Genomic DNA, 25,063 nt, shown 5'->3' with positions numbered 1-25,063 from the left:
AAGACTGGATGGCAGATCGCTAGTTCATACAAAGCGTTGACTGCCCGGCTGGAATGGCACTGCGGATTTTAAGGAATAAGTTGATGCCTAATGGCTCCTGTTCGACGGTAATGTTGTCTGGATGCACACCAGCTTCTAACGAAAGGCGCTTTAATTCTGCTACGCTTCTGTGGATCAGCACCCATTCACCGAAAATCTCCATATAACCTCTGGTTGGGTTATTTTCCGAGAAATTACCGATCAGGATCTCGCCGCCTGGTTTGAGAAAAGTGAGTAGTCTTCTGAGTGCCAGGATGAAAACGCGGTCTTCAAAATAATCGAAAAGGCCTGCGGACCAGATCACGTCATATTTCTCAGCCCCCGAAAAACGCAGCACATTTTGTCGGCGAAAATGAATTTGATCTGCATACGGCCGGCAAAGTTCACTCGCAAACGCAACGGCATCTGCATCAATATCGACGCAAGTTGTGTTGAGCATGCCGGGATCGATCATTTGATAAAGCTCGAATAAATCCCTGGCCGGGCCGCTGGCTACATTCAGCAAATTCAAAGGTACGTTGCGGCCTTCCAGCTTTTCAAGCAGTTTGCTTTTGAAAAACGCTTTCCGGTTTCGCACTGCCTGCGTGGCTGCATGATAGTGAAAGTAGCGGTCCCAGTTCTGGTAAGCAGGGTGGCCGAAACTGTCATAGGTGTAGATCATGTCAATCAGTGCATAATCGCCTGCATATCCCAGCGGCTTGCGTAAAACGTAACCATGAATCGTGTTTTGAAGGAATTCATCGTCGAAAATGCTTTGGAGAAAATCGGTTTCCTTCTGGCCGATCCGACCATTCTGCTTCATACGGTACAATTGCTGCATCAATTCATCAAGAGCAGGATAGTCGCATTCCTCAGGCCCGCCATTTGAGACCAACTTATACAACATGGAAATGGCAGCGGATTGAAATTTGAAGTCATTTTTTGATTGAACAGGGACATAGATGTCCTGTTCTGCATCCGCCGGGAATGCAAGGCTGAGCTTGTTCATTAAGCAAAATTTTTTGGTTGAGTAAATAATGTTTTGGTGACCTGTTTACATCACAGCTTCGGCCGTCCCGACTTTGCTGGCCAGGTATTTTTTAGCCTCCTCTGCGTCGTCAAGCCAGGGGAAAATCGAAGGCGGATGGTTGAATCCGTTGACAAAGTCAAATGCGATTTCAGGGTTTTGCGTTGCTGCGCCCAGCACTTCGATCACGTGTGGCTGCGCTGGTGCGAGGAATATGTCTGAGAACCGGTTCACGTATTTGGAGTAATTCCAGAATTCTTCAAACGTCTCATTCATCCATTTCACATCGAAAGGCTCGTTGCCTCTTGCAATGATCGCTTTGGCATATACGTTAGCCATTTTGGATGCATTATTGCCACCCTGACCGACGATAGGATCATTTAAAATCACCGTATCCCCCACTCCCAGCACCGCCGCAGTCGAGTTCAGCTCCACAACCGGTTTCCGCACGACCGGCGTGAATGCGCCTTTCAAAAATGCATTGTCTGCGATCACCTCCGCATTGGCAAAAGCCGGGTAACGCCACGGCAAGTAAGTGCGGATCATTTCTTTTGCTTTTGCAAGCAATTCCGAAGCCGTTGTAGCCTCGTCAAAAACATCCATCGGGCCGCCGGGGATACATTCAAAAAGCACGAATGAACATTGAATGTCATCTTTTTGATAAAACGGAGCCGTGATAATCTCCCCGCCGCCCAAGAGTGCGTCCAAAGTTATGGAAGTAAATTTGGTCTTATCACTGTGTTCAAAATCATTGATATGCAGCTGTACAAGCTTGCGGGCCGGCTTTTCATGTGTAGAACGCTCCTCATCTTTGGTGAACAACCTTGCCAGCGGACCTTTGCCCGAGGAAACGATTACCAGATCAAACTGCGACGTGCAGGCCAGTAAATCGGAAGGCGTTGTATCACTAACCACAAATTTTCCGCCCAGTTTTTCAAAAAGCTTGATCCATTGGTAAAATTTAAGACGCTGATCAATGGATACGCCAGGCTTGCTGGTGCGGGATTTAATGCCGAACGCGAAGTTGCCGTCGGTCTTACCAAAATTAATGTTGAAGCCTGTTGAATGATAAGCGGTGTCGCTCCAAAAGTCCAGGCCGAGCTCGCGTTCCAGTTGCAGGGAATCGTGGAAAAGATAAGTAGCACCTGTCGGCTGGCCATTGAAAATTTCTTCTGCTGAGCGTTCCGAAATGATCGTCACATCATACCCGTTTTTGACAAGTCTAATCGCCAGGTGCAATCCCGACTGGCCGGCTCCCATAATTGCTATCTTTCTCATTGATCCTTAAAGTTTTAATTTCGTTTTGACAGTGACAAAGGTAATGCAGTGCGCCGTGAGCAAATCGAAAGAACTCCTTAAAAAGTATAAAAAATTATAAAAATCGGGCTGCACGAATTTGACGGCAAATGCTGATTCCTACCTTTACATTACTTTGAGATACAACATATTAAGATAACGCTCGCCGCTGCTATGATAACCATCCCCGATTACCGGATCATCGCTGAACTGCATAAAGAATCGAACAAATCCCTCGTCCGCGCCGTGGAGCAAATCACCGGCAAAAACGTCATTTTAAAGATTATTCCTTTCACTGGTATCGTGGATTCACATTACAAAGAGATCGATCAGGAATTCAGTTTTGGCAGCGCATTCGCATTCAGCCGGATATTGAATCACCATCGGATGCTCAGGCCCGAAAATTACCTGGTGCTTGAAATGGACGATTTCGAAGGTTGCAGATTGGAAGATTATCTGGTAGAAAATAAACCTTCTGTTCAGGCAGCACTGCGCATTGCATTGGCGCTTACCCAAATCGTCGAAGAGCTGCATTATCTCGGAATCTCCCACCCCGACCTCCGGCCTGCACATTTCCTGATAAATCCCGAAACTTTTGATGTTAGACTTGCTGATCTGACCTGCGCTGTGGCGGAAGATCGTCCGGATGAGTCTGCATGCCAGAGTAAAGGCGCAATTGCGCTGCAATATATGTCCCCCGAGCAAAGCGGGTTGATGGATATTCCCGTTGATTTCCGATCGGATTATTATCATTTAGGAGTTATATTCTATCAGCTTTTTACGGGCATTTTGCCCTTTGAAAATGCGGACGCTAACGAGCTGGTGCACGCGCATCTGGCCCGTTCGGCTGCATCCCCGTCGGCAGTTGCTCCGGCAATTCCGGCGATTGTATCTGACATCATATTAAAGCTATTATCAAAAAAGCCCTCAGAGCGTTACCAGACCACATTGGGCATCCGGTCTGACCTTTTAGTTTGCCAGACATGCATTGAAAACAGCAGCATTCCCGCGCAATTCCAAATTGGCAAATGCGACCTTCCCGGCCGGTTCCATTTGGCTGAAAAGCTTTACGGCAGAGAAAAGGAAATGGCATTGTTGCGTGCTGCCTTTGAGAAAATCAGTGAGCGTAATGAAATGGTGCTGGTGTCGGGCAATTCCGGCATTGGCAAATCGTCTCTTATCCGGGAATTGCAACGGAAAGTCGAGTCCACAAATGTGCTTTTTATTACGGGTAAGTTTGATCAATATGTTCAAAACATTCCTTTTGAAGCCATTATAAAAGCATTTAATGAGCTGGTTTGTAAAATATCGCACGGCCAGACGCACTATTGGAAGAAGGAAATCCTGGATGCAGTAGGCCACTTCGGACGCGTCGTTACTGATGTGATTCCGGAGCTGGAAAAGATCATCGGCACCCAGCCGGCCGTGGAAGCATTGACGCCCGTTGAAGCGCAGAACCGCTTTGTGAATGTGTTTACAAAGTTTATCAATGTATTTACCAAAAAAGAACACCCGCTCGTCATTTTCCTGGATGACCTGCATTGGGCCGATCCGTCGAGTTTACGGTTTCTGAGTCGCGTTACCTACGCAGTCGAAGGTTCTAATCTGCTGATCGTGGGCACTTATCGCGATAATGAATTAGCAGAAGACCATCCACTGAAAGCGGCCCTTAAATCCATGGACGCAGCATCCGGTTTGTCGCAGCTCAGACTGTATCCGCTACGATCAGCCGACATTATCGAAATGATCTCGGAAACATTCTCTTGCCCGCCGAAAGTCGCCGGACAGCTGGCAGAAATTGTGCTCACGCGCACGCTCGGTAATCCATTTTTTGTTACCGAAACCATTAAAGATCTGGTTGCCAAAGGGTTTGTAACCTACAACACACAGTCGCGCAAATGGACCTGGGAGCAGCAGCGTGTGCTCAACTACGCATTGTCTGGCTCTTCCCAACAGTTGCTGACATCCAGAATTAATGCATTAAGTGAGGCTGCCCGCCACGCATTGGTCACGGCTTCGTGCATCGGTTCGGATTTTGAACTGACCATGCTTTCGGCATTGACCGACAAAACGCCGCAGGAAACTGCGGAAGATCTTCGTGAATGTGTTACGGAAAATTTGCTTCGGCTAACCGCAGAACGTGGCCATGAAAATCAGTTTTTATCCGCAAATCGCTACCAGTTTGTACACGATCAGGTGCAGCAAGCAGCATATCATGTGCTCTCGCCGGAATCCAGGGACGAGATGCACGTTAACATTGGCTACTTTTTGCTGGAAAGACTTTCAGCGGCCGAGCGTTATGAACAGTTGTTTGAAATAGTCAACCACCTGAACCACTATCCGAATGTGTTTGGGCTGGCCGAAGAGCGATACAAAATTGCCAGTCTGAATCTTGACGCAGGCAAAAAAGCCCGGTCGTCGGCTGCTTACTCGGTTGCGATGGCCTATTTTCAGATTGGGAAAGACCTGCTGGTGACCGAAGATTGGGCTGATGAATATCCGCTGACATTTACCTTGCATTTGAACCTGGCTGAAAGCGCCTATCTGGCTGGCCACGCGGAAAAGTGCAGGGAAGTTGCTGAAACAGCACTTACTCACGCAAATACGACGGACCAGATTGAGCTCTATCATATCCAGATTCAAAGCCTGATTTTCCATGAGCAGCATTTGGATGCAGTTCTACTTTCATTGAAAGTTTTGAAAACGCTTGACATCAGTTTTCCTTCGAAAGTCACAAAACTGCACACTGCGGCTGCCTACCTGAAATCAAAATGGCTGATGCGCGGGAAAACGATCGAGGAGCTGGAAAATTTGCCTAAGATGACCGCTCCGGACAAGCTGACGGTCATGCGTTTTTTACAAAATATAACAGCAGCATCCTTCTCGGCTATCCCGGAATTATATCCCTTGATGGTGCTCAAAATGGTTGAATTATCGCTCAAATACGGCATTGCACCGGAGTCTGCGATTACATTCGCGACGTACGGAGCGATTGTGAATGCAATTGAAACCAACCATCAGGCTTGTTACCGTTATGGCAATGTGGCATTGAAGCTGGCGGACCGGATGGAAAATTCGGACGCGAAAGCACGCACATTACTGCTCTATAATATCGTGAACAGGTCGTCAGGCGAGCATATTAATGAATCGCTCGAACCGTTCCGCACTTCCTACCAGACCGGCCTCGAACGCGGCGATGTTGAATATTGCTCTTACGCATCGAGTTCATACAGCTTTCATTTAGTGCTTTCGGGTAAAAACCTGCACTGGGCAAAGCATGAAATGATTGCCTATAATCAGCTGCCCAAGTCGCTTTCAAAAGGATCTTTATCGCATTATAATGAGCCCCTGATCCAGATCGCTTCCAATCTGCTCGGTGAAAATAATGATCCTTTGTCCCTTACCGGTGATTATTTTGATGAAGGAGAGGCTTTCGAGGGCATTTTTGCGATGAAGAATAATTCCCGGATGTTCGTCGCTTTCACTTATAAAATGATCCTGGCTTATTTCTCCGGGGAATTGGAAAAAGGGCTGGTCTTCGCGCAAACTGCAACGCGTTTTGCGACCAATGTGCGCGGAACGCATTTTGAAGCGCTTTTCTCCTTCTTTTTTGCACTGCTTAACATTGCCGTTTATAGAACCCGTCGGCAAGATGCGGCTGGTTTGAAAACAGCTATCACACATTACAACAAACTCCGCAAACTATCGCGGCATATCCTGGTTAACCTGGAACATAGAGTGTTTTTACTAGAAGCTGAAATCTACGCGGCGAAAGGAAAAAGCGAAGAGGCCGCCGCCTGTTACGATAAGGCCATTAAAGCCGGCAATGTGAACCGGCACCCGCATGAAGCTGCATTGGCCAATGAGCTTTGCGGTAAATATTGGCACGAAAAAGGCCAGCATAAAATGGCGCTTACCTATCTGACCGCCGCTGTGGAAGGATACAGAGAATGGGGCTGTATTCTGAAAGTGCGGCTTTTACTGGATGCATTCCCATCACTTTCGCAGCATAACACTGAATTCTCATCTCCTTTTGCAGCCAAAAATGTCGCTGGTGAAAGCATTGTTTCCACATTGGATCTGGCTACACTGATGAAAGCGTCCATTGCCATTTCCAGCGAAGTGGTTTTCAGCCGGTTAATGGACAAGCTAATGCAGTTTGCCATTGAAAATGCTGGGGCGCAATCGGGTTATTTTGTCTTGGACTGGGGAGGTGAACTATACATCGAGGCGCGGCGGTCAGTCGTGGACGAAGGCAGCGAAATCCGGAAATTGCGGCTGGCAGATTCCGATCAGGTTCCTGTGAGCATTATCAAACACGTTTTTGAAACAAAATCAGACGTCATTTTGCATGACGCACTTGCCAGCGATGCATTTGGCAACGACCCGGTCATTGTTGAAAAGCAGATCCGATCTACGTTATGCATTCCGGCATTGAATCAGGGCAAACTCGTTGGCGTGCTTTATCTTGAAAACAATCTTGCGACCGCTGTATTTACCAATGAACGGACGCAGCTTTTGAAATTGCTTTCGGGGCAAATCGCCGTTTCGATCGAGAATGCGATCCTGTACGAAAAGCTGGAACAAAAAGTGGCTGTGCGGACAGCTGAGATCCAGGTGCAGAAAGAAGAAATCGAGCGTCAAAAACTTTTGGTAGAAGAAAAATCGAGGTTCAAGGAGCAGTTTTTCGCCAATATGAGCCACGAGATTCGCACGCCGATGACGGCTATTCTGGGCATGTCGGAGCTGATATTTGATACACCATTAAACCCAAAACAAACCGAATATGCGAAGGGAATCCGCTATTCTTCGGAGAACCTGCTTGCCATTATCAACGACATTCTGGACTATTCGAAAATTGAAGCTGGCAAATTTTCATTTGTAAACAAACCATTTCAGGTCCGTGACCGGATGAACCGGCTGGTTTACATTATGAAAGTGATTGCCGAGGAAAAAGGGCTCCAGTTGGAGCTCAGCGTGGATGAAAACGTGAGTCCGCAACTCATCGGGGACCCGATTCGGCTGCATCAGATATTGCTTAATTTGGCTGGAAATGCGGTTAAGTTCACCGACAATGGCGCAGTCCGTATTAAGGTTAGCATGGTCAGCCGCGACCATGAAAGTGAAGAACTGCTTTTTGAAGTCATTGACACGGGGATGGGCATTGCGCAGGATAAGCTGGCGTATATTTTCGAAACTTTTACCCGCATTGACGACGATCTGAACACCAAACAGTCGGGGACGGGACTTGGATTATTCATTGCCAAAAAACTGGTGGAAGAACAAGGCGGCACCATGCATGTGCACAGCGAGCTGGGAAAAGGTACCAATTTCAGTTTCAACCTGACTTTTGAAATTTGTAATCCGGGTGAACAAGTTGACGATGAAGACAATCAAAAAGTGCTTTCCGGCGTGAACATTCTGCTGGTTGAAGACAATCTTTTCAATCAGGTGGTGGCAGAGGAAACATTGAAAAAGATCATTCAGAATTTGCGTGTTACGATTGCAGATCATGGAGCAATCGCGCTGCAAAAACTGGATGAAGCCAGCTTTGACATTATCTTAATGGATGTAAAAATGCCAATTATGGATGGTTACAAAGCCACGCAGGCAATCCGGGCTCGTGAAAAAGACAGGCACACGCCTATTCTGGCGTTCACGTCCAATGCTAATCCAGCCGAAGCGCAAAAGTGCCGGAATGCAGGAATGGATGATTACATTACAAAACCGATTGAAGCGAAAAAGTTGAAATTTAAAATCAGGAAATTGCTGGAAGCAGCAGCAAAGACGGAAGAAACGCTTTGAAGATAATGTGTCAGTTTTCAGGAAATTCGTTTTGCCAGAAATGATTAAACTTAGTGGTGAATTCTGCTATGCGGGTTGCAATGAATGCGGTTTCACCATTGTCGACACTTTCCTCCATCTCGCGCATCTGTTCGGCAAACTCGGTCATTAACATGTAATTGAACTGCGTTTTAAGACTGTGAAATGCGGATGAAAGTTCTTCCCAATCTTCATTTTCACATAAGCCCGGCAACTGACTAACCTGAGCTGGGACCTGCGTTTTAAAAATGGAAACAAAGCGGGCGACAAGTTTCTCATCACCAGCCATTTGCCCCCTCAGAAAAGAAAGATCCATCATGAAGTAACACGCTGTTTGGACACCAGTTTGTAACCTTCGCCGTGCAAATTAAGAATCTCAACAGATGGATCCGGTTTGAAAAATTTGCGCAGCTTGCTTACATACACATTCAGGCTGTAACCGCGATAATGCTCTTCGTCGCCCCAGATTCCCATCATCGCCACTTCCCGGGTGAGCACTTTGTTCTGGTGTTCACAGAATAATTTGAGCAGCTTGGATTCGATGGAAGTGAGCTTGATTTTTTCTCCCGCAACAGTAAGCTCGCGTAATTCAAGATCAAATTTCGAATTTCCCCATTGATACTGGTCGATTACAATGGCTTTTTCCTGCACTTTGACCCTTTTCAGAATCGCTTTTATCCGCAGATAAAGCTCTTCCATACTGAACGGTTTGGTAAGATAATCGTCGGCGCCAAGCATGAGTCCTTTGATTTTATCTTCTTTGAGCGATTGTCCGGTCAGGAAAATGATAGGCGTCATTTCATTGATTTCCTTGATCTCCTCAGCCAGCGTGAAGCCATCCTTTTTGGGCATTTTAATATCGAGTACGCAAAGGTCAAATGGATGCAGTTTGAATGCGTCTAACCCGGCTTGTCCATCGTGTTTCAGCACCACATTACAGCCCTTCATTTCCAGATATTCCTTGGTCAGTTCACTGTACTGGACTTCGTCGTCAATCAATAAAAGGCTTGTCATCTTTAAAGCGTGAGTTTAGTTGAGAATCCCAGATGTAACGGCGCCAAAAATAGAATAATCTCCTCTTTTACACCTGTATTTTCCAAAGTTCTTATTTAAAGGTTTGGCTATAAAAACTCCGCTTATCTGTGATAAACTAATTTAAGATTACAAGTCACAAAAACGCATTAGTCTCTTGATAACCAATGAACTATAATCTATTTTTTGAAGCTCATTTTAATACTTTTTTAGAGTTTTTAGCATTTCTTTCAATTTGCACAATCCCGCGACAGGTAATTTTGTCGAGTCAAAAAAGTAAAAGAATTTAAATCAAAACTCAATTATGAAATCACAAAGTTCTTTCGAAAAAACGATTAAAAATGCTGGCGCAATGATGTGTATTGCAATCATGTCTGCGTGCAGTTCCAACAGTGACGAGCCTGAAACTCCGGCACCATCCGTGAACTTCACCGAAGTAAAAGGCAGCGGAGACATTAGTTCGCAATTGGCATCTTTCAGAAGTATGCTTGGTGACCAGCTGAATACAACGCCCGGACAAACCACCGGACGCCGCGAAATAAACTGGGACGCAGTTCCCGACAATCAGACCAATACAGACACCTTTCCCGGCGACTTTTTCAATAGCACAGACCCGAATGTTGCAGCCGGAAGAAAGCGTGGCGCCATTTTCACCACGCCAGGAAACGGGCTGCGGATCAGTGATAAAAATTTCAGCGATCTGGTATCAAACTACAAAGACCAGTTCAATGCATTCAGCCCGGCCCGTACATTCGCCGCCACTGGAAGCAACAAAATGGATGTTACATTCAAGGTGCCCGGAACGGCAACGGCGGCTTTTGTGAAAGGATTTGGCGTAGTATTATCAGATGTCGACAAGGCGAATTCTACGACTTTGGAATTCTTTGAAGGCGATAAAAGCCTCGGAAAGTTCGCCGCACCAACCAGAAAAGACGACAAAGGATTTTCTTTCCTGGGAGCCGTTTTCCCGGATAGCAAGGTGACAAAAGTGACCATTACTTCGGGTTCGGCCGCCATAAGCAACAAATATGCGGATAATGCTGAAAATGACCTGGTTGTGATGGATGATTTCCTTTATAGCGAACCGGCTGCATTGCAATAGCACATTGATTTTTTAAACCAATGCAAAATAAAACCGCCACTTTAATGGCGGTTTTATTTGTTATTTACTAAATCCATTTCATTAACGTTACTTCTTCTCACATCGTAATTCTGGTGCCGATAAGTGAACAACTTAAACTCCAACTATCTTGTCAATGTCAACATAATATCGTCCTGATTTAACATTGACATCCAGGAGGATTTTGCGGCAAGTATCGGCGGTGATAGCGCCACCCAGTGCCACGGCGGAAGCTAATTGGGGCCAGGATAGGATTGTCTTACCAATCTGGGTCATTGAAAATTTCAAGCGATCTGAAATGTTATTCGTATCAATGATCTCACCCACCAATTTTACTTTCTGTTCTGTTGTCAGTTTCGTCATGGTGTTTGTATCAAAATCTTTCAATAATCCGTGAAATATCGGGCGTTGCGGCTCCATGTCGAAACGCTCAATATCAATCATTCCCCGATCGCTTGTATCCATCACAACCGGAATTTCAAATGCGCGCGCCCGATGTCGCGCCATAAACTTAATGTCCAGGCCATCACAAACCTCCACCAACAGGTCAAGCTTTCCTCCCTCCGTCAGAAACTGATCAATATTGATTTCCGAAATTCCATCCCGATATACATGGACATTGATAAACGGATCAATTTCTGCAATGGCCCTGGCCGCAACGATAGCCTTATTGATGCCCAAATTGTGCGTACTCGTCTGGATCCGGTTCAGGTTTGAAAGTTCAATTTGATCATAATCAGCCAGGCGCAGTTCGCCGACGGAGCGTTCTGTGGCCAGCGTCATGGCGACGGCATGTCCAATCGACAAGCCAATGATGCCCACTTTTTTGGTTGACAAAACCTGCTGTTCCTGATTGGTGATCTTGCAGTTATTCCGGTTGGTCCGCACTTTATAGAACTCTTCACGGTCAAGCAGGTGCACCAGCCTGCGGCTCCATGGGTAAAAGACCCAGACACCGTATTCTTGCAAGTCCCGGCCATTAAGATGGTTTTGAAGACCCTCTTCTGCCTGCTTCTGACTCAATCTGACGCCCGCGTTTTCAATCTTTATGAGCTCTATAAGCTGATCGTAAATCGTATCAAATACTAAAACATCAGCATCTCGTTCGAGCAAAAGGTCCAACCTTTCTTTGTCATCTAAATCAACCAGCCGGAATATCAGCGGTTTAAAAGTGATGCTTAATTGCTCTGAAATATTTTGGGTATAATTCGTTATTGAATCCATGTATTGGTGTGAAGATTTATAAAGCGAAAGATGGAAGTTGTTGAACGGCATCGGTTTTCCCGAAAAAATTATCTCCTAACACACCAATTCCATATCTGCAAACAGTGCCGGCAAGAATAGCCTGGTTCATCTGTTTTGGCGAAATATGTTGGATTGCAGATAGGACAGCCGCAGACGATGTCGGGAATTTAAATCCTGGATAACCATATTCTTTTTGCATTGCCGTGATATTCTCCATCATGGGCACCAGATCTTCATGAAATTTTACTGCGCTCGTCGAGCAAGAATAAAGACAATATTCAGCCTTGTCCAAAATCGAAATTCCGATCGCTGCCAGCATTGCAAACCGGCACAAACCTATTCCTCTATACGCATCTGCTACTGCAACCCTGCTGAGTTCGACAGTTGCATCATTGTAAACCGGGCATCTTTCTGAGTTTACATCAAATGCATATTCAGTTGGCAGAACATCGGATAAATCGGGCTGGATTTGGAGGTGAAACTTTTGATTAATGTTCTGCAGCTGTTTTTCAATCGATCTGTTAACGTGTCTTTTCACAACCCTAATCGTTGCGATTTGTTCTCCCCGGGAATATATCCCGATCAAGTTTGCTTTCCAATCACTGGGTAGCAAATCATATTGATTGTCCCTGTATTCGCGGGAATACTCCTTTTTATAGATCTCTCGTCGCAAAGCAAGGTGATCTACGATATCCGTCTCACTTCTGAGTTCTCTGAGTTCGAAGTTTTCAATTAAATGGTGAAAGTTGAATGACATTGGAGCTGGAATTAAATGATTTAAAATGTTTCGCGCCGATGGTCTAAAACTTTAAATAATTGAAATCCCCTTTTGCAAAGAGTTAAATCAAAATGGCATCGGCGCAACAAAATTACCTCCCGCTCAAACCGCAGTTTTTCAATAATTCTTAATAAGTATAAAAAATTATTAAATAGGAATGCAGGACAATGATTATTCAGTTTGCGCTTCATTGCGAAAAAGCATTCAATAATGTTATCATTTTTTTATCCGTCTTTTATTTCCAGCAGACTATCATTTCATCACCAGCGTATTGATGGATTGTTCGTTCATATACTGATCAACTAATTGCGTACGTCAATATCAGAACTTACCGGCTGTTTCAAAATCACCTCCCGCAACCGCTCTTCGTGTTCATCGCTCCACTGACCCAATGTGGCAATCACGGGGATTAACGTTTTTCCAAAATCGGTCAGGCTGTATTCTACTTTTGGTGGTACGACGGGATAAATTTTCCTTGTAACCAGTTCATGATCTTCCAATTCTTTCAACTGGATATTCAGAACCCTGCGGGAAGCGTCGGGGATTTTACGTTGCAATTCGCTCGGTCGTTGATAACCCTGGTCAATAAACCACAGCAAGCGGATTTTCCATTTGCCATAAAGTACTTCACCGATCAGGTCAAGTCCGCAATTCAGGTTTGGTGTTGTCTTTCTCTCATACATATTTCAAAATTAAGCGTATGTATCAGTTAGTGCAATAGGGGATCAATTTATCCCTATATGAATCGTAATTCCGTACTTGTCTAAACTTCATTTACACGCCAATTTTGTCCTATCATTCATTTTTAACCAAAGGACAATACAATGGAACAATTTAATTTCGACAATGAATTATCAGGTAAAATTGCCCTGGTAACCGGGGGTACAAAAGGAGCAGGAAGAGCAATTGCAGAGAGGCTTTTGCAAGCTGGTGCAACCGTTATTATTACCGCAAGGAATGCGCCGGAAGAGGAAAACGAAAAGTTGCATTTCATTTCCGCTGATTTAAGTAAGGCAGACGGATCACAAAAGGTGGTCAGCGAGGTGCTATCCGCTTATGGAAGGCTGGATATTCTGGTAAACAACCTTGGATCGTCATCAACGCCTGCTGGTGGATTTGCTGTGTTGAGTGATGAAGATTGGGAATCAACGTTACAGGCCAATTTGCTTGCCCCGGTTCGGCTGGACAGAGGATTTTTACCACAAATGGTCGATCGAAAAAGTGGTGTTATCATTCACATTGCTTCCATACAGGGCATACTGCCTTTGTACGATTCAACTTTGCCATACGCAGCTGCAAAAGCAGCATTGAGAAATTACAGTAAAAGCTTATCCAACGGGGTTGCATCTTCGGGTGTGCGGGTGCTGACTGTTTCGCCAGGCTGGATAAATACCACAGCTTCGGAAGCCTGGCTGGGCGAAATTGCAAGAAACGCGAATAGTACGGTACAAGAAGCGCAACAGGGTGTAATGGATGCACTAGGTGGAATTCCGTTCGGGAGACCTGCCCAACCAGAAGAAGTGGCTGAATTTGTCGGTTTTTTGGTTTCGCCAAGAGCAAGCTACCTCACAGGGACAGAATATGTCATTGACGGCGGAACTGTTCCCACTATTTAACCGCCTCAAAAAAAAACAAAAATGAACTTACCAAAAGTAGTAGCCGATTTAGTAGAAACGCAAAACAGCTTTGATAGCGTCGCATACGCAAATTGCTTTTCTGAAACAGCCGTAGTGTTTGACGAAGGAAAAACGCACAATGGAAAAAAAGAAATAGAACGTTGGATTGCCGATTCCAACGAGCGATACAAGGCGACTATAAAGCCTGTCGGCTTTGAGGAAAAAGAAACGGAAAGCCTTTTGATGGCAGAAACTTCGGGAAATTTTCCCGGAAGCCCTATTGTATTAACTTATCACATGGAAATAGCTGATGGATTAATACAGTCATTAAAAGTTACGGGATAATTGGGAATGGCTAACATTAGCCATTCCCAATTTCTATTGCTGTCAACAAAGCGCTCCCAGTATTTCCACGGACTCCATAGTGGCACCAAGAACCAACTTCATAAAAGATGGAACTTAGAGTTGACTATTTATTTTCAAGGAAGTCGGGCGGATATATTACCTGACCATGCTTTTCTGCAATGGCCTGTATTTTTTTAATAGATTCAGGATCCATTGGCTGCGGCGGAAGAAACTCACCAACAGCTACTGGCTTGCCTATTTCCTCAAAAAATTCTTCCAGCCCGGCAGGCACAACGATGCAAAGTAATCGAGCCAGCTTATCGCTGACGTTTTTAAAATAATGCACGATGCCTCCTTCGGGTACCACAACAAATGAATCCTTCTTTGCCGTATAGGACCCAGCTTCGGAATGCACTTCAACTTCACCGTCAAGGATGTAAAAAGACTCATGAAAATTTGCATGAGAATGCGGTCCCGGGCCATTTTTCGGCGGTACCAGCATTTCGATCGTCGAAAACGCCCCGTTGGTTTGCTTACCCGAAACAAGTATCCGATAGTTGCCCCCTGCTACTGATAATATTTCGCCGCCTTCCGGGTCTACTGTGATTGGCGCAGGCTTTGTATTTTCCATATGAATAATTGTTTATTTATGAAAGGTGCAGCAATGGTTTATCTATTCAATGTCAGGATTTTAATCGAGCTCGATGATTTAAATTCGCTGATCCAGGATTGCGGCAGTGGCTGGAGGCTTTTGCTGCATCCCGATTTTCTATACGGGCATGCGCTTAATTAAACACATCTCAGTCAGTTGAGCTGACCTATAATCAAAATTTTCATGGAAAAGTGGACTACAGATAAAGCCCTTCTAACAGTGGCCCATTATAGCCCAAAAGGAAACAAAGTCTGCTGAAATTGTCCAAGCTAGACTTTTTATACGAAAATGGATCAGTTGAAGATCGAAGGCGAAAAATAAGTTCGATGTTTCCTTAAAATCTACATTTTGATGGAAAAGCATTTCGAACTCCAAGAATTAGTGAGGGCGTCGACCTTATATATATCAGAAAATAAGGGACTTATAGAGCAAAAAAACGAGACAAATCCAGAAAATCTGGCTTTGTCTCGTGTGGTGCACCCAACGAGATTCGAACTCATATCGTCGGTACCGGAAACCGAAATTCTATCCATTGAACTATGGGTGCTTGGTGCGGCTTCTGGCCGGTAATGGGGTGCAAATATAGCCGCTATTTTCAATTATGACCAATTGCAGAAAGAAATGTTTTCCAAATTTCCGTTTGCCCTGTCATTTAAAGTTGCTTCAAAAGGTCCCAGTCCTGGACGCCTTTCAAATACAAATAATCGAGTAAAATCCCGTTCACGTTGGTAATCAGCTTGTGACCTTCCGCGAATGGAACTACATGGGTGTTGATATACTCGTGATCGGAAAGTAGTCCTTGCGTTTGGTTGTGGTATGAACGGATCATTTCTGCGCTCAATTCCAGCTCGCAGTAGAACATGTACATGGCTTCATCGCTGGTGCCGGTCGAAGGATAAAAAGGTTTATCATTAACCTTTGTCAGTTGCTCTTTTTGAACCAAAATTCCTGTTTCTTCAAACACTTCCCTGGCTGCAACTGCGGCAGCATCGCTTTCGCTGTCTAGCATTCCCGCAGGGTGTTCAAAGGTCATTGATCCGTCGCAAATCCTCCTTTGCTGAACAAGCAGCAAATATTTTTCCCGACTGTCTATGTCAACAAAACAGATTAATACGCTGACAACTTCGCCTTTCAGAAAACAAATAGGTGGAATTTTGTTGCCTTCGGGAGTGGTGGCATCTGTATACAGCAATGAAAAGAGCACTTCTCCATGGCCGTTCCTGCGACTGTAAAGCTCATCGATGCGATGAATGTCGAGGCCATTGCTTTCAAGCTTGCCCTTCCAGAGTTTGTATTTATGAGAATCGGTAAGCTTTTCGCTCATGACAGGAAATGTGTGCTTATTAATTATATAATGGAAATGAAATGGAAAGGTTTGGGACGCCGTAGGTTTTGCTGAAACGCTTCTGCCCGTTGTCCAGTTTGGCTTCGGTTGCGTAGGTAATGCGTCCCGCCATATAAGCCAGTTTTACGCCTATGCGGTCGGTGATCCAATAGCGCAGGAAAACCTCCGAATTCCCGTTCTGGTTATCCAGCGCAAGTGGTAAAAGGTTTAATGTGCTGGGATTGCTTTTTACATAAGCATTGTAATATTTAGCGCCTTCTCCTTCTGAGAAGCCTGGTTTGGTATATAATCCGTTTCTCCTCAATCCAAATACGATGCCAAAAATGTCTGTATTTGCGCCAACGTCAAATCTCCATAACCTGACGTTTGCACCAAGGATAAAACTTAAACCATTCGCTGTCAATCGTCCAAATTCAAGTGTATCCCGAGACAATGCGTTGTCTTTTGGTAATAAATTTGTCCTGCCTGCATAATAACCCCAGGTCCGCACGCCCCAGCCTATTCTGAACCATTGAAAGTTGGCCAGACTTAATTCCTGGTGATACAAAGCTGCCGGCACCCATTCGTCCTCCTGATATCCGAGCCCCAGATCAATGCCTGAGGTTACACGGGAAAGACTTTGTGTAAACCCCTGAATTGAACCAATAAAAATAAAAAGTACTATTAATCGGAAGCTTTTCATTGATTTTTAAATGATGTGATGGGCAAAGGTAAAAAAATGTACAAAAAAATAAGGCAGAGATCTGCTTCTCTGCCTTAAGTATGCTGACAATTTAAGTAAACGGCCGAAAACTAATTATATTCGTCTTGTTGCCGCATTTTTCTTGAGTACAATTGCTCCCATCGGCGGCAGGTCCAGGATTACAGAGTTCGCTTTGCCATGCCATTGATGCGCTTCTGAAGTAACGGGATCAAAATTAATTACGCCGCTTCCCTGAAATTCGGCCGCATCTGAGTTAAATATTTCCTGCCAGCTGCCTTCTGTTAGCACGCCAACGCGGTAACCGATGCGCGGAACCGGCGTCAGATTGAGTACGACAACCACATTCTGACTTGGGTCTATAGCCTTTCTGGCAAAAACCAAAACCGAGTTTTCCCGGTCCTGCGTATCAATCCATTCGAAACCATCGTGGGAGAATGAAAAGTCATACATGGCCGGCTCCGTTTTATATAATTTATTCAGAGCGGTCACGCAGTCTTTCATTCCCTTATGCATCGGGTTTTCCAGCAAATGCCAGTCCAAACTTTGCTGAAATGCCCATTCAGAGGTTTGCCCGAATTCACAACCCATGAACATGAGCTTCGTACCTGGATGGGTAAACATATAGGTGAACATTAATCTCAAATTCGCAAACTTCTGCCATTCATCACCGGGCATTTTATTGATCAGCGATTTCTTGCCGTAAACCACTTCGTCATGCGAGAAGGGCAACATGAAGTTTTCAGAAAATGCATATACCAGGCTGAATGTCAGCTGGTCCTGGTGCCATTTCCGGAATGCTGAGTCTTTTTCAAAATACTTCAATGTATCGTTCATCCATCCCATCATCCATTTCATCCCGAAACCAAGTCCGCCTACAAATACAGGACGGGACACGCCTGGAAACGCGGTTGATTCTTCGGCAATGGTTTGAATGTCAGGAAATTCTGTGTAAGCAGCCACATTCATTTCGCGCAGTAAAGAAATTGCTTCCAGGTTTTCCCTTCCGCCGAATTCATTCGGAATCCATTCGCCGTGCTTTCTTGAATAATCGAGATAAAGCATGGAAGCAACGGCATCCACACGAAGGCCGTCCGTGTGATAGCGATCCAGCCAGAAAATAGCATTACTGATCAAAAACGACCTTACTTCATTGCGGCCATAGTTGAAAATATAGCTCTTCCAGTCGGGATGGTAACCTTTGCGCGGATCTTCATGCTCGTAGAGCGACGTGCCGTCGAAACGGAAAAGTCCATGCGCATCGCCTGGAAAATGGGAAGGAACCCAGTCTACATAAACGCCGATTCCTGCCTGGTGAAGCTGATCAATAAGATACATCAGTTCCTGCGGCGTGCCCATTCTGGACGCGCAGGAAAAATAACCGGTGATCTGGTAACCCCACGACGGCGGATAGGGATGCTCCATGATCGGCATCAGTTCTACGTGCGTGAAGCCCATTTCCTTAACATATGGAACGAGGCTTACGGCAATTTCTTTGTAAGTCAAATACCTTTCCGGATCGGACGGATCACGTTGCCATGAACCCAAATGTACTTCATACACTGAAATGGGAGCATTGAGCTTGTTCTTCTCTTTGCGAACCTTCATCCAATCCGAGTCACCCCATTCGTACCACGTATCCCACACAATGGAGGCCGTACGCGGAGCAACTTCGCACCAGAGTGCAAAAGGATCTGATTTTTCCTGCGACTGGCCGTTTTCAGCTACAATGTAATATTTGTAAACTTCTCCTACGCCCACGTCGGGAATCCAGCCTTCCCATATTCCCGAGCTGTCCCAACGCGGAGCAAGTGAATGTGCACCCTGGTTCCAGCCATTAAAATTTCCTACAACCGATATATAAGAAGCATTAGGAGCCCAAACCGCAAAGTAGGTTCCGGTAACGCCTTTAAAATCCATGACGTGTGAGCCCAGCTTTTCATAAAGCTTGAAATGCTTGCCCTGGCGAAAGAGGTGGATATCAAAATCTGTAAAACGGCTTATCGTTTCTACCGCATTCAACTCTCGGTCGCTGACAATGTCCGCCTTGCTCTCAGCGGGATCAGAAGTTGAGTCTGTCTTTTTCTTACCAGTTAACTTAGCCATTTGCAATACACAATTTTAATAATTCCTATGAGCATGTAAGATTTACAATTTTATTAAACTATTTCTTAAAATGTATATATTTTTTTAGCCCTAATTGCTAAATCCGTCAGATACAGCAGCATATTACATGGCGCCCGCTGCTTTCTCTACCTGATCCAAAACCCGCATAATGTTACCGCCCCAAATCTTTTCGATGTCCTTTGCAGAATAACCTCGCTGTACAAGCTCTTCTGTAATGCCGCCGATCTGGCTCACATCATGCAGGCCGATCACCTCTCCGCCTCCGTCCAGGTCCATGCCTATGCCCACATGATCTACGGAAGTGAGTTTGATCACGTGCTCAATGTGGTCAACAGCCTCTTTCAATGTTGGCATATCCGACTTGTATTTCTCATTAATAGCTTTCATTTCATCACGAAGTGCCTTTTTATCTGCATCTGACAAATCAGTCTGGCGAATTTTCAAGCGCAACGCTTTCAGTGACATTTCATGCGGCTGAGAAGGCTTTTTGACAAAACCAGGAACAAAATTGATCTGGATTACGCCACCGTTTTTTGCCAGGGTTTTGATCATATCATCTGTCATATTGCGCGGGACATCGCATAATGCGCGACACGAGGAATGCGATGCAATTACCGGGGCTTTTGTAAGCTTGATCACATCATAAAATGTGGAATCTGACACGTGGGAGATGTCGACCATCATTCCCAGCCTGTTCATTTCCTTGACAACTTCCTCACCAAAAGCACTCAAACCATTGTGCTCGGGGCCGTCACCGTCGGTGGAAGAATCGCAAATATCATTGTTTGAGGAGTGCGAGAGGGTCACATATCGCAGGCCGAGATCGTAGTATTGCTTAATGCTTGACAAATCCTTTCCGATCGGCCAGCCATTTTCCATGCCGATAAAAACGGCGCGCTTTCCTTCTTTTTGTAGTCTGTATGCGTCTTTTGAAGTCGTTGCAATGCCGGCCACTGCTGGATTCAGCTTGACTGATTCGTGTATTTTGTCAAAAATCGCCAGTGCTTTTTTCTTGGCTTCTGCATTTGCTTCCTCAGATCTTTTGCCCTGCCCTAAATAAACGGCGAAGAACATGCCGTCCATTCCGCCTTTGATCATTCTCGGAAAGTCAATTTGCGACCGGTCCTTTTCGTAATCGTGCTCCACCGCAATGTCGAAGCCCGGCTTCATCATGTTGATAGGAACGTCGGCGTGGGTGTCAATGGTGAGCGCTTTTGCGTGGATCTTCGCGGCCTTTGGCGACATGGTAACACCCTCATTTTGCCCGAATGAGAGCACAGGCAGGGAAAGCATTAGTAGAAGCTTTTTCATTTTAAGGAGTGATTGGTTAAGGTATCTAACTGTTTTTAAGTTGAACCTTTTTTTCTAAAATATCAACTATGCGCAGCTTTTCCTTACTTTTCTCCTAATTAACATCGACAAGGTTCTATTAATGTCAAAATTCCGATAATGCCCGCAGGCTGTTGAATTTATGATTGTGAGTAGACGAAATTTGTTTTGCGTTTTAACTGAACGGGAAGGCCCGAAATCTAACGATCTCCGTATCATTTCTATGAAGAATTATTTTACCAATTGCCATGTGACGTCCATTTTCCTGGCCGCATTTCTTTCCATTTCTCTGATATGCTGCCGATCGGCAAAAATGCCGGTTTCGGGGACAGGTTCGGATTTTATGTACCAATATTCCATCATCGATGCCTTAATGGCTGGCGTTTTTGACGGGGATTTGAGAATCGGAGATTTAAAACCAAAAGGCGATTTTGGTGTGGGTACATTCAATAAAGTCGATGGCGAACTGATTATGCTGAAAGGAAAAGTGTATAAAATGAGCGCTGAGGGCATTGTTAAGGAGGTTTCCGACAGCGACAGCACTTCCGCTGCTTTTGTTAAATTTTTCAAGGCGGATACAACGATCTTTTTCAAGGAACCGAATTTGAGTTACGAGAAGCTGCAGGAATATCTGGTCGAGAAATTAAACGCAAACACCATATATGCCATCAAAATCACTGGTTCATTTTCCACAATGACGACGCGAGCAGCCAGTCCGGCAAAGCCTCCCTACACCACGCTGACGGCACATTTAGGCGAAAACCAGAAACTTTTCAACTACAATAACACCACCGGCACCTGCGTTGGGTTCCTGCTCCCGCCCTATCTGGCCAGAACCAATGTTCCCGGCTTTCACCTGCATTACATTGCAGATGATTTGAAGGCGGGCGGTCATATTTTTAAGTTTAATACAGATGCCGTTGCCGTAGAAATTGATTTTGCCAAAGGTTTTACCATTGAAAATAACACTAATGCGGAGTTTCTGAATGTAAACCTTAAACCGGACCGCGGTGCTGAACTGAAAAAAATCGAGTAATTTTATGTTTCTGCCCCGATGGAGATTCTTAATAACCATGTATTTTTTATCAAAAAACATACTCTTATGCTGCACCTTAACCCTCTTAGGTTGCAGCTCGTCGTACGGACAAGTTACTTATTTCGCTGACATTCTGGGGCACGGCTTCAAACAAGCAACCATTGTACAACCTTCTGATTATGAAGGCAGTGTAACTTGTACAGTGATCAAAAAACAAACACCTGAAAAAAGTGATAAGGCGGTGCTTTATGTGCATGGCTTTAACGACTATTTTTTCCAGGAAGAGATGGCCGAGCGATTCATTAAGGAAGGTTATAATTTTTACGCGGTAGATTTACGCAAATACGGAAGGTCTTACCTGGCCAATCAGAAGTTCAATAATGTGCGCGACCTTTCTGAATATTTCGCGGACATTGATACGGTCTTAAATATCATAAAAAGCGAAGGATCAGACAAGGTTCTGCTAAGCGGACATTCCACCGGCGGCTTAACCGTCTCCCTTTACGCGGCCGAGCGCGGCGGAAAAGAAATGTTTGACGCCATTTTATTGAACAGTCCGTTTTTTGATCTGAATGTCAAATCAGTTTTAAAGAAAACGGCCATTCCTGTCATTGTTAAGAGAGCGGAAAAGCATCCGGAAACCACAATCAGCGCCGGGCTTAGTCCCTTATACGGAGAGAGCTTGCATAAAGATGCCCACGGGGAGTGGAGTTATAACCTCGGATGGAAACCACACATTGCGCCGCCTGTCAACTTCGGGTGGATCAGGGCCATCCATTTGGGGCAACTCAAATTAGCGCAGGGTTTACAGATCAATAAGCCTGTCCTGGTGCTCCATTCCGCAAAATCGATTGAAGAGAAAAAGTGGAGCGATGTCATGTTCACCGGAGATGCCGTCCTTAATGTGGAAGAAATAGCAAAACAGGCTCAAAATATCGTCGGGCAATACAGCATTCAGGCTATCCAGGGCGGCATGCACGACCTCATCCTTTCCCGGAAACCGGTCAGGGAAGAAGTGTATTCAACGATATTCAACTGGGCCAAGCGGAACGTAAAATAATCAAACACATGCAAATCAGCGACCTCAAAATTCTTTTTTTCGATATCGGCGGCGTGCTGCTGAGCAACGGTTGGGGCCATGAGTCCCGGTTGCTGGCGGCCGAAAAATTCGGGCTGGATTACAAGGAAATGGACCAGCTCCATAATTTCATTTTCAATGTTTATGAAATTGGAAGCATTAACCTGGACCAATATTTGGACACGGTGATCTTCAACCATCCCAGGGATTTTGTTCGTGAAGATTTTAAAGAGTTTATGTACGCGCAGTCCGTCGAGCTTCCGGGGATGCTTGCCTGGCTCAAAGAATGGAAAAGAGATTGCGGCTTTCGTATCATTTCTATTAATAATGAAGGCAAGGAATTGAACGATTACCGCGTTCAGAAATTCAAACTTCATACGGCCTTTGATGCCTTCATTTCATCCTGCGAGGTCAAAATGCGCAAGCCGGACCCGCGCATTTTTGAACTCGCAATGGGCATTGCACAGGCAACACCCAGTCAATGTGTGTATTTCGATGACCGCATCATGTTTGCCAACATGGCTAAAAAACTCGGTCTGCGCGCTTTTCACCATACTGGTTTCGAATCGACCAAAGAAATCCTGGAAGATTTAAAGAAAGAAAGGTTCGAACGGGTTTAGCTAAACCCTTTGTCATCTGCGGAAGGGCCGTAAATTGAAGGAACCGCAATGTCATTCAGCCGCATATAAACAGTTAATTGGCCCCTGTGATGAACCCAATGGTTGATCGTTGATCCCACGGCAGCGATCATGGGCTGTGCATACAACAGTTCGCCCTTGTTTTTTAGTCTGAATTCCTTTGCAAGGTCGTCTTCTGTCGCATTTTGCAAAGCCGCTTTAGCTCGTTCAATATTTTCATCATAATGCCTCACTACGGCTTCTCTTTCCCTCACATCCATATGTTTGAAGGTCACGAAATCGATTTCTCCTTCTTCCACCATCACCGCAACCCATAGCGGAATTTCGGCGACGAGCAATGTGAGGTAACCCATTTCCATTGACTTGGGATGCGGTTTGAAATTGTACACTGTTTCAGGAATTCTTTCGAGACATTTCCTTGTGGAAGTGTACTCTGCCTCTATTTCCTGAATGTAGGCAAGCGCAAAAGATTTGTTTTCCATAGCGTTTAGTTTTTATTTGTAAAGTCAAAAAAATAATGCCCGGTAATTTTTAACCATCGGACATTCAGCACATTACTAAATCTAAAACGTACAGTTTTGAGGGAGTTAGCAGAAATAAGACAGCTTTACAAACCCATTCAGCCCACCGTAAAGCAGTCGGCGAAACATGTCAACTACGTTGAATTCTTACCCGATTTGCGTCTCCAAAACTACATTTACTGTTACTGGCAGCTACAAACTTCCCAAGCGTTGGAGGAACCATTCCATTACCGCGTGGTCGCCGACGGCTGCATCGACATTTTTTTTGAGCTGACAGATCCAGCAGACAGTTATGTAATGGGATTTTGTAAAAAATATACTGAGTTTCCGCTGGATAATAATTTCAATTACGTTGGCGTGCGCTTTCTGCCCACCATGTTTCCACAACTTTTCCGGGTTAATGCTGCGGAGCTAAGCAATCGGTATGAACAATTGGAACTAGTGATCCCGGCAACCGCAAAATTTATCCGCACGCATTTCCATAACAGCCTTTCCGCGGATACTATCAGATCTCTTTTTGATAATTATTTCATCCAGTTACTGGCAAATGTAAAATTCGATCACGACCGGCGTTTTTATAGTGCACTATCCATTATCCTGAAAAATTTTGGGGTTATCAATGTCGAGACAGACCTTGACACCGGCGTCAGCCCTCGTCAGCTGCGGCGGCTTTTTTCGTATTACATCGGCGACTCGGCCAAGACATTCAGCAAGGTTGTCAGGTTTCAGAACATTCTCCGCGCCAAACCGTCGCAGCAAAGTTTGCGGGAAAACAAGCTGTTCTTTGACGGTTATTACGACCAGGCGCATTTCATCAAAGAGTTTAAGAATTTATATGGCGTGACGCCGGGCAGAGCCTTCGGAAGGTGATTTGTCCGATTTTTACAATGTTATGGCTTCCAATTCAGGGAAATTTGTAACATATTATTAACCAATAACAGCCGGAAAAATGAAACTTAATGCAGGCATTATCACGTCTAAAATCGCTGAAACAAAAGCTTTTTATACAAAAACACTTGGTTTCGGTGTGACATTCGAAAACGAATTTTATTTGCTCTTGCACACGCCTGGGCGCGAGGCCGAAATCAGCTTCCTGTTGCCCGAACACACCTCCCAGCAGCCACTTTTTCATAAGCCGTTCACCGGGCAGGGAGTGTTTCTGACCATTGAGGTTAAGGACGTTGACAAGCTTTACAGAGACCTTAAAAAGAAAGGAGCTGAGATCAAAATTGAACTTCGGGACGAACCCTGGGGCGACCGCCACTTCGCCATTGTCGACCCGAACGGCATCGGTATCGACCTGGTAAAATACGCCCCGGCTGAGCAGAAATAACGTG

At 45.0% G+C, this 25,063-nt stretch carries 23 protein-coding genes and 1 tRNA gene; 10 read left to right on the top strand and 14 right to left on the bottom strand.

All coding sequences use genetic code 11. The annotated features are described in order from the left end of the window. Window positions 1-19: 19 nt before the first annotated feature. Together B5X68_RS09905 and B5X68_RS09900 are read right to left on the bottom strand one after the other, a co-directional pair. A complete protein-coding gene (locus B5X68_RS09905; RefSeq protein ID WP_082214527.1) occupies window positions 20-1,027 on the bottom strand; it encodes a class I SAM-dependent methyltransferase in 1,008 nt (335 codons plus the stop codon). A gap of 45 nt (window positions 1,028-1,072) precedes the next feature. Next, complete coding sequence (locus B5X68_RS09900; protein WP_141110251.1) at window positions 1,073-2,323, bottom strand: styrene monooxygenase/indole monooxygenase family protein; 1,251 nt, start codon at window positions 2,321-2,323, stop codon at window positions 1,073-1,075. 192 nt (window positions 2,324-2,515) lie between these two features. Here B5X68_RS09900 and B5X68_RS09895 point away from each other — a divergent pair, with 192 nt between their 5' ends. Then, window positions 2,516-8,146, top strand: a complete 5,631-nt coding sequence (locus B5X68_RS09895; protein WP_082214525.1) for a hybrid sensor histidine kinase/response regulator — start codon at window positions 2,516-2,518, stop codon at window positions 8,144-8,146. Between the two features lie 10 nt (window positions 8,147-8,156). Here the strand turns inward: B5X68_RS09895 and B5X68_RS09890 are convergent, their stop codons facing one another. Both B5X68_RS09890 and B5X68_RS09885 read right to left on the bottom strand, forming a co-directional pair. After that, window positions 8,157-8,483, bottom strand: coding sequence for an Hpt domain-containing protein (locus B5X68_RS09890; protein WP_141110250.1), 327 nt, complete (start codon window positions 8,481-8,483; stop codon window positions 8,157-8,159). After that, window positions 8,480-9,178: a response regulator transcription factor gene (locus tag B5X68_RS09885; protein WP_082214523.1), complete on the bottom strand. Its 699-nt coding sequence runs from the start codon at window positions 9,176-9,178 to the stop codon at window positions 8,480-8,482. The genes B5X68_RS09890 and B5X68_RS09885 overlap by 4 nt, the downstream gene beginning before the upstream one ends. 322 nt (window positions 9,179-9,500) lie before the next feature. On the opposite strand from B5X68_RS09885, the gene B5X68_RS09880 reads away from it, so the two are divergent. Further along, on the top strand, window positions 9,501-10,298 hold the full coding sequence (locus B5X68_RS09880; protein WP_229208352.1) for a hypothetical protein: 798 nt from the start codon (window positions 9,501-9,503) through the stop codon (window positions 10,296-10,298). Between the two features lie 132 nt (window positions 10,299-10,430). Here the strand turns inward: B5X68_RS09880 and B5X68_RS09875 are convergent, their stop codons facing one another. The 3 genes from B5X68_RS09875 to B5X68_RS09865 all read right to left on the bottom strand — a co-directional run bounded on the left by B5X68_RS09875 (window position 10,431) and on the right by B5X68_RS09865 (window position 13,022). Beyond that, the gene (locus B5X68_RS09875; protein ID WP_082215296.1) at window positions 10,431-11,540 is read right to left on the bottom strand and encodes a ThiF family adenylyltransferase; all 1,110 of its coding nucleotides are present in this window, start codon (window positions 11,538-11,540) and stop codon (window positions 10,431-10,433) included. A 16-nt stretch (window positions 11,541-11,556) separates the two neighbouring features. Next, window positions 11,557-12,318 (bottom strand): hypothetical protein, encoded by a 762-nt coding sequence (locus B5X68_RS09870; RefSeq protein WP_082214522.1) that lies wholly within the window; start codon window positions 12,316-12,318, stop codon window positions 11,557-11,559. Window positions 12,319-12,641: 323 nt separating this feature from the next. Further along, complete coding sequence (locus B5X68_RS09865; RefSeq protein ID WP_082214521.1) at window positions 12,642-13,022, bottom strand: winged helix-turn-helix transcriptional regulator; 381 nt, start codon at window positions 13,020-13,022, stop codon at window positions 12,642-12,644. A gap of 141 nt (window positions 13,023-13,163) precedes the next feature. Between B5X68_RS09865 and B5X68_RS09860 the strand changes: the two genes are divergently transcribed. Both B5X68_RS09860 and B5X68_RS09855 read left to right on the top strand, forming a co-directional pair. Next, on the top strand, window positions 13,164-13,955 hold the full coding sequence (locus B5X68_RS09860) for an SDR family oxidoreductase (protein WP_082214520.1): 792 nt from the start codon (window positions 13,164-13,166) through the stop codon (window positions 13,953-13,955). A gap of 21 nt (window positions 13,956-13,976) precedes the next feature. Further along, a complete protein-coding gene (locus B5X68_RS09855; RefSeq protein ID WP_082214519.1) occupies window positions 13,977-14,300 on the top strand; it encodes a cupin domain-containing protein in 324 nt (107 codons plus the stop codon). 124 nt (window positions 14,301-14,424) lie between these two features. On the opposite strand, the gene B5X68_RS09850 is transcribed toward B5X68_RS09855, so the two are convergent. Next, window positions 14,425-14,931, bottom strand: coding sequence for a cupin domain-containing protein (locus tag B5X68_RS09850; protein WP_082214518.1), 507 nt, complete (start codon window positions 14,929-14,931; stop codon window positions 14,425-14,427). Window positions 14,932-14,949: 18 nt separating this feature from the next. On the opposite strand from B5X68_RS09850, the gene B5X68_RS28900 reads away from it, so the two are divergent. Next, complete coding sequence (locus tag B5X68_RS28900; RefSeq protein ID WP_170916617.1) at window positions 14,950-15,093, top strand: hypothetical protein; 144 nt, start codon at window positions 14,950-14,952, stop codon at window positions 15,091-15,093. 331 nt (window positions 15,094-15,424) lie between these two features. Here B5X68_RS28900 and B5X68_RS09845 read toward each other — a convergent pair. The 5 genes from B5X68_RS09845 to B5X68_RS09825 all read right to left on the bottom strand — a co-directional run bounded on the left by B5X68_RS09845 (window position 15,425) and on the right by B5X68_RS09825 (window position 20,435). Then, a tRNA-Arg gene (locus B5X68_RS09845) sits at window positions 15,425-15,499 on the bottom strand. A 105-nt stretch (window positions 15,500-15,604) separates the two neighbouring features. Then, entirely contained in the window at window positions 15,605-16,276 is a 672-nt protein-coding gene (locus tag B5X68_RS09840; RefSeq protein ID WP_082214517.1) for an NUDIX hydrolase, read from the bottom strand. Window positions 16,277-16,295: 19 nt separating this feature from the next. After that, the gene (locus tag B5X68_RS09835; protein WP_082214516.1) at window positions 16,296-16,979 is read right to left on the bottom strand and encodes a hypothetical protein; all 684 of its coding nucleotides are present in this window, start codon (window positions 16,977-16,979) and stop codon (window positions 16,296-16,298) included. 114 nt (window positions 16,980-17,093) lie between these two features. Beyond that, window positions 17,094-19,103 carry a 1,4-alpha-glucan branching protein GlgB gene (glgB, locus tag B5X68_RS09830; RefSeq protein ID WP_082214515.1) on the bottom strand — a complete coding sequence of 670 codons (2,010 nt, stop codon included), beginning with the start codon at window positions 19,101-19,103 and terminating at the stop codon, window positions 17,094-17,096. A 123-nt stretch (window positions 19,104-19,226) separates the two neighbouring features. Continuing rightward, a complete protein-coding gene (locus tag B5X68_RS09825; RefSeq protein WP_082214514.1) occupies window positions 19,227-20,435 on the bottom strand; it encodes a dipeptidase in 1,209 nt (402 codons plus the stop codon). Between the two features lie 241 nt (window positions 20,436-20,676). Here B5X68_RS09825 and budA point away from each other — a divergent pair, with 241 nt between their 5' ends. Genes budA through B5X68_RS09810 form a run of 3 tightly spaced genes read left to right on the top strand, consistent with a single transcriptional unit; the run spans window position 20,677 to window position 23,187 of the window. Next, on the top strand, window positions 20,677-21,489 hold the full coding sequence (gene budA, locus B5X68_RS09820) for an acetolactate decarboxylase (RefSeq protein ID WP_082214513.1): 813 nt from the start codon (window positions 20,677-20,679) through the stop codon (window positions 21,487-21,489). 37 nt (window positions 21,490-21,526) lie between these two features. Beyond that, entirely contained in the window at window positions 21,527-22,549 is a 1,023-nt protein-coding gene (locus tag B5X68_RS09815; RefSeq protein WP_141110249.1) for an alpha/beta hydrolase, read from the top strand. Window positions 22,550-22,557: 8 nt separating this feature from the next. Further along, window positions 22,558-23,187, top strand: coding sequence for an HAD family hydrolase (locus B5X68_RS09810; RefSeq protein ID WP_082214511.1), 630 nt, complete (start codon window positions 22,558-22,560; stop codon window positions 23,185-23,187). On the opposite strand, the gene B5X68_RS09805 is transcribed toward B5X68_RS09810, so the two are convergent. Beyond that, window positions 23,184-23,687: a DinB family protein gene (locus tag B5X68_RS09805; protein WP_082214510.1), complete on the bottom strand. Its 504-nt coding sequence runs from the start codon at window positions 23,685-23,687 to the stop codon at window positions 23,184-23,186. The two genes, B5X68_RS09810 and B5X68_RS09805, sit on opposite strands and share 4 nt — an antisense overlap. A gap of 96 nt (window positions 23,688-23,783) precedes the next feature. On the opposite strand from B5X68_RS09805, the gene B5X68_RS09800 reads away from it, so the two are divergent. Then, window positions 23,784-24,596: an AraC family transcriptional regulator gene (locus B5X68_RS09800; RefSeq protein WP_082214509.1), complete on the top strand. Its 813-nt coding sequence runs from the start codon at window positions 23,784-23,786 to the stop codon at window positions 24,594-24,596. Between the two features lie 79 nt (window positions 24,597-24,675). Further along, the gene (locus B5X68_RS09795) at window positions 24,676-25,059 is read left to right on the top strand and encodes a VOC family protein (RefSeq protein ID WP_082214508.1); all 384 of its coding nucleotides are present in this window, start codon (window positions 24,676-24,678) and stop codon (window positions 25,057-25,059) included. Window positions 25,060-25,063 lie beyond the last annotated feature (4 nt).

This window comes from Dyadobacter psychrophilus (genome assembly GCF_900167945.1).
Lineage (GTDB): Bacteria > Bacteroidota > Bacteroidia > Cytophagales > Spirosomataceae > Dyadobacter > Dyadobacter psychrophilus.
Note: the sequence above shows the minus strand (reverse complement) of the source record. Positions and strands in the feature narration are given on the sequence as shown.

Bases quoted from the DNA above. Each gene is read 5' to 3' on its own strand.
- B5X68_RS09905 (WP_082214527.1), bottom strand. From the start codon at position 1,027: ATGAACAAGCTCAGCCTTGCATTCCCGGCGGATGCAGAACAGGACATC.
- B5X68_RS09900 (WP_141110251.1), bottom strand. From the start codon at position 2,323: ATGAGAAAGATAGCAATTATGGGAGCCGGCCAGTCGGGATTGCACCTG.
- B5X68_RS09895 (WP_082214525.1), top strand. From the start codon at position 2,516: ATGATAACCATCCCCGATTACCGGATCATCGCTGAACTGCATAAAGAA.
- B5X68_RS09890 (WP_141110250.1), bottom strand. From the start codon at position 8,483: ATGATGGATCTTTCTTTTCTGAGGGGGCAAATGGCTGGTGATGAGAAA.
- B5X68_RS09885 (WP_082214523.1), bottom strand. From the start codon at position 9,178: ATGACAAGCCTTTTATTGATTGACGACGAAGTCCAGTACAGTGAACTG.
- B5X68_RS09880 (WP_229208352.1), top strand. From the start codon at position 9,501: ATGAAATCACAAAGTTCTTTCGAAAAAACGATTAAAAATGCTGGCGCA.
- B5X68_RS09875 (WP_082215296.1), bottom strand. From the start codon at position 11,540: ATGGATTCAATAACGAATTATACCCAAAATATTTCAGAGCAATTAAGC.
- B5X68_RS09870 (WP_082214522.1), bottom strand. From the start codon at position 12,318: ATGTCATTCAACTTTCACCATTTAATTGAAAACTTCGAACTCAGAGAA.
- B5X68_RS09865 (WP_082214521.1), bottom strand. From the start codon at position 13,022: ATGTATGAGAGAAAGACAACACCAAACCTGAATTGCGGACTTGACCTG.
- B5X68_RS09860 (WP_082214520.1), top strand. From the start codon at position 13,164: ATGGAACAATTTAATTTCGACAATGAATTATCAGGTAAAATTGCCCTG.
- B5X68_RS09855 (WP_082214519.1), top strand. From the start codon at position 13,977: ATGAACTTACCAAAAGTAGTAGCCGATTTAGTAGAAACGCAAAACAGC.
- B5X68_RS09850 (WP_082214518.1), bottom strand. From the start codon at position 14,931: ATGGAAAATACAAAGCCTGCGCCAATCACAGTAGACCCGGAAGGCGGC.
- B5X68_RS28900 (WP_170916617.1), top strand. From the start codon at position 14,950: ATGAAAGGTGCAGCAATGGTTTATCTATTCAATGTCAGGATTTTAATC.
- B5X68_RS09840 (WP_082214517.1), bottom strand. From the start codon at position 16,276: ATGAGCGAAAAGCTTACCGATTCTCATAAATACAAACTCTGGAAGGGC.
- B5X68_RS09835 (WP_082214516.1), bottom strand. From the start codon at position 16,979: ATGAAAAGCTTCCGATTAATAGTACTTTTTATTTTTATTGGTTCAATT.
- glgB (WP_082214515.1), bottom strand. From the start codon at position 19,103: ATGGCTAAGTTAACTGGTAAGAAAAAGACAGACTCAACTTCTGATCCC.
- B5X68_RS09825 (WP_082214514.1), bottom strand. From the start codon at position 20,435: ATGAAAAAGCTTCTACTAATGCTTTCCCTGCCTGTGCTCTCATTCGGG.
- budA (WP_082214513.1), top strand. From the start codon at position 20,677: ATGAAGAATTATTTTACCAATTGCCATGTGACGTCCATTTTCCTGGCC.
- B5X68_RS09815 (WP_141110249.1), top strand. From the start codon at position 21,527: ATGTATTTTTTATCAAAAAACATACTCTTATGCTGCACCTTAACCCTC.
- B5X68_RS09810 (WP_082214511.1), top strand. From the start codon at position 22,558: ATGCAAATCAGCGACCTCAAAATTCTTTTTTTCGATATCGGCGGCGTG.
- B5X68_RS09805 (WP_082214510.1), bottom strand. From the start codon at position 23,687: ATGGAAAACAAATCTTTTGCGCTTGCCTACATTCAGGAAATAGAGGCA.
- B5X68_RS09795 (WP_082214508.1), top strand. From the start codon at position 24,676: ATGAAACTTAATGCAGGCATTATCACGTCTAAAATCGCTGAAACAAAA.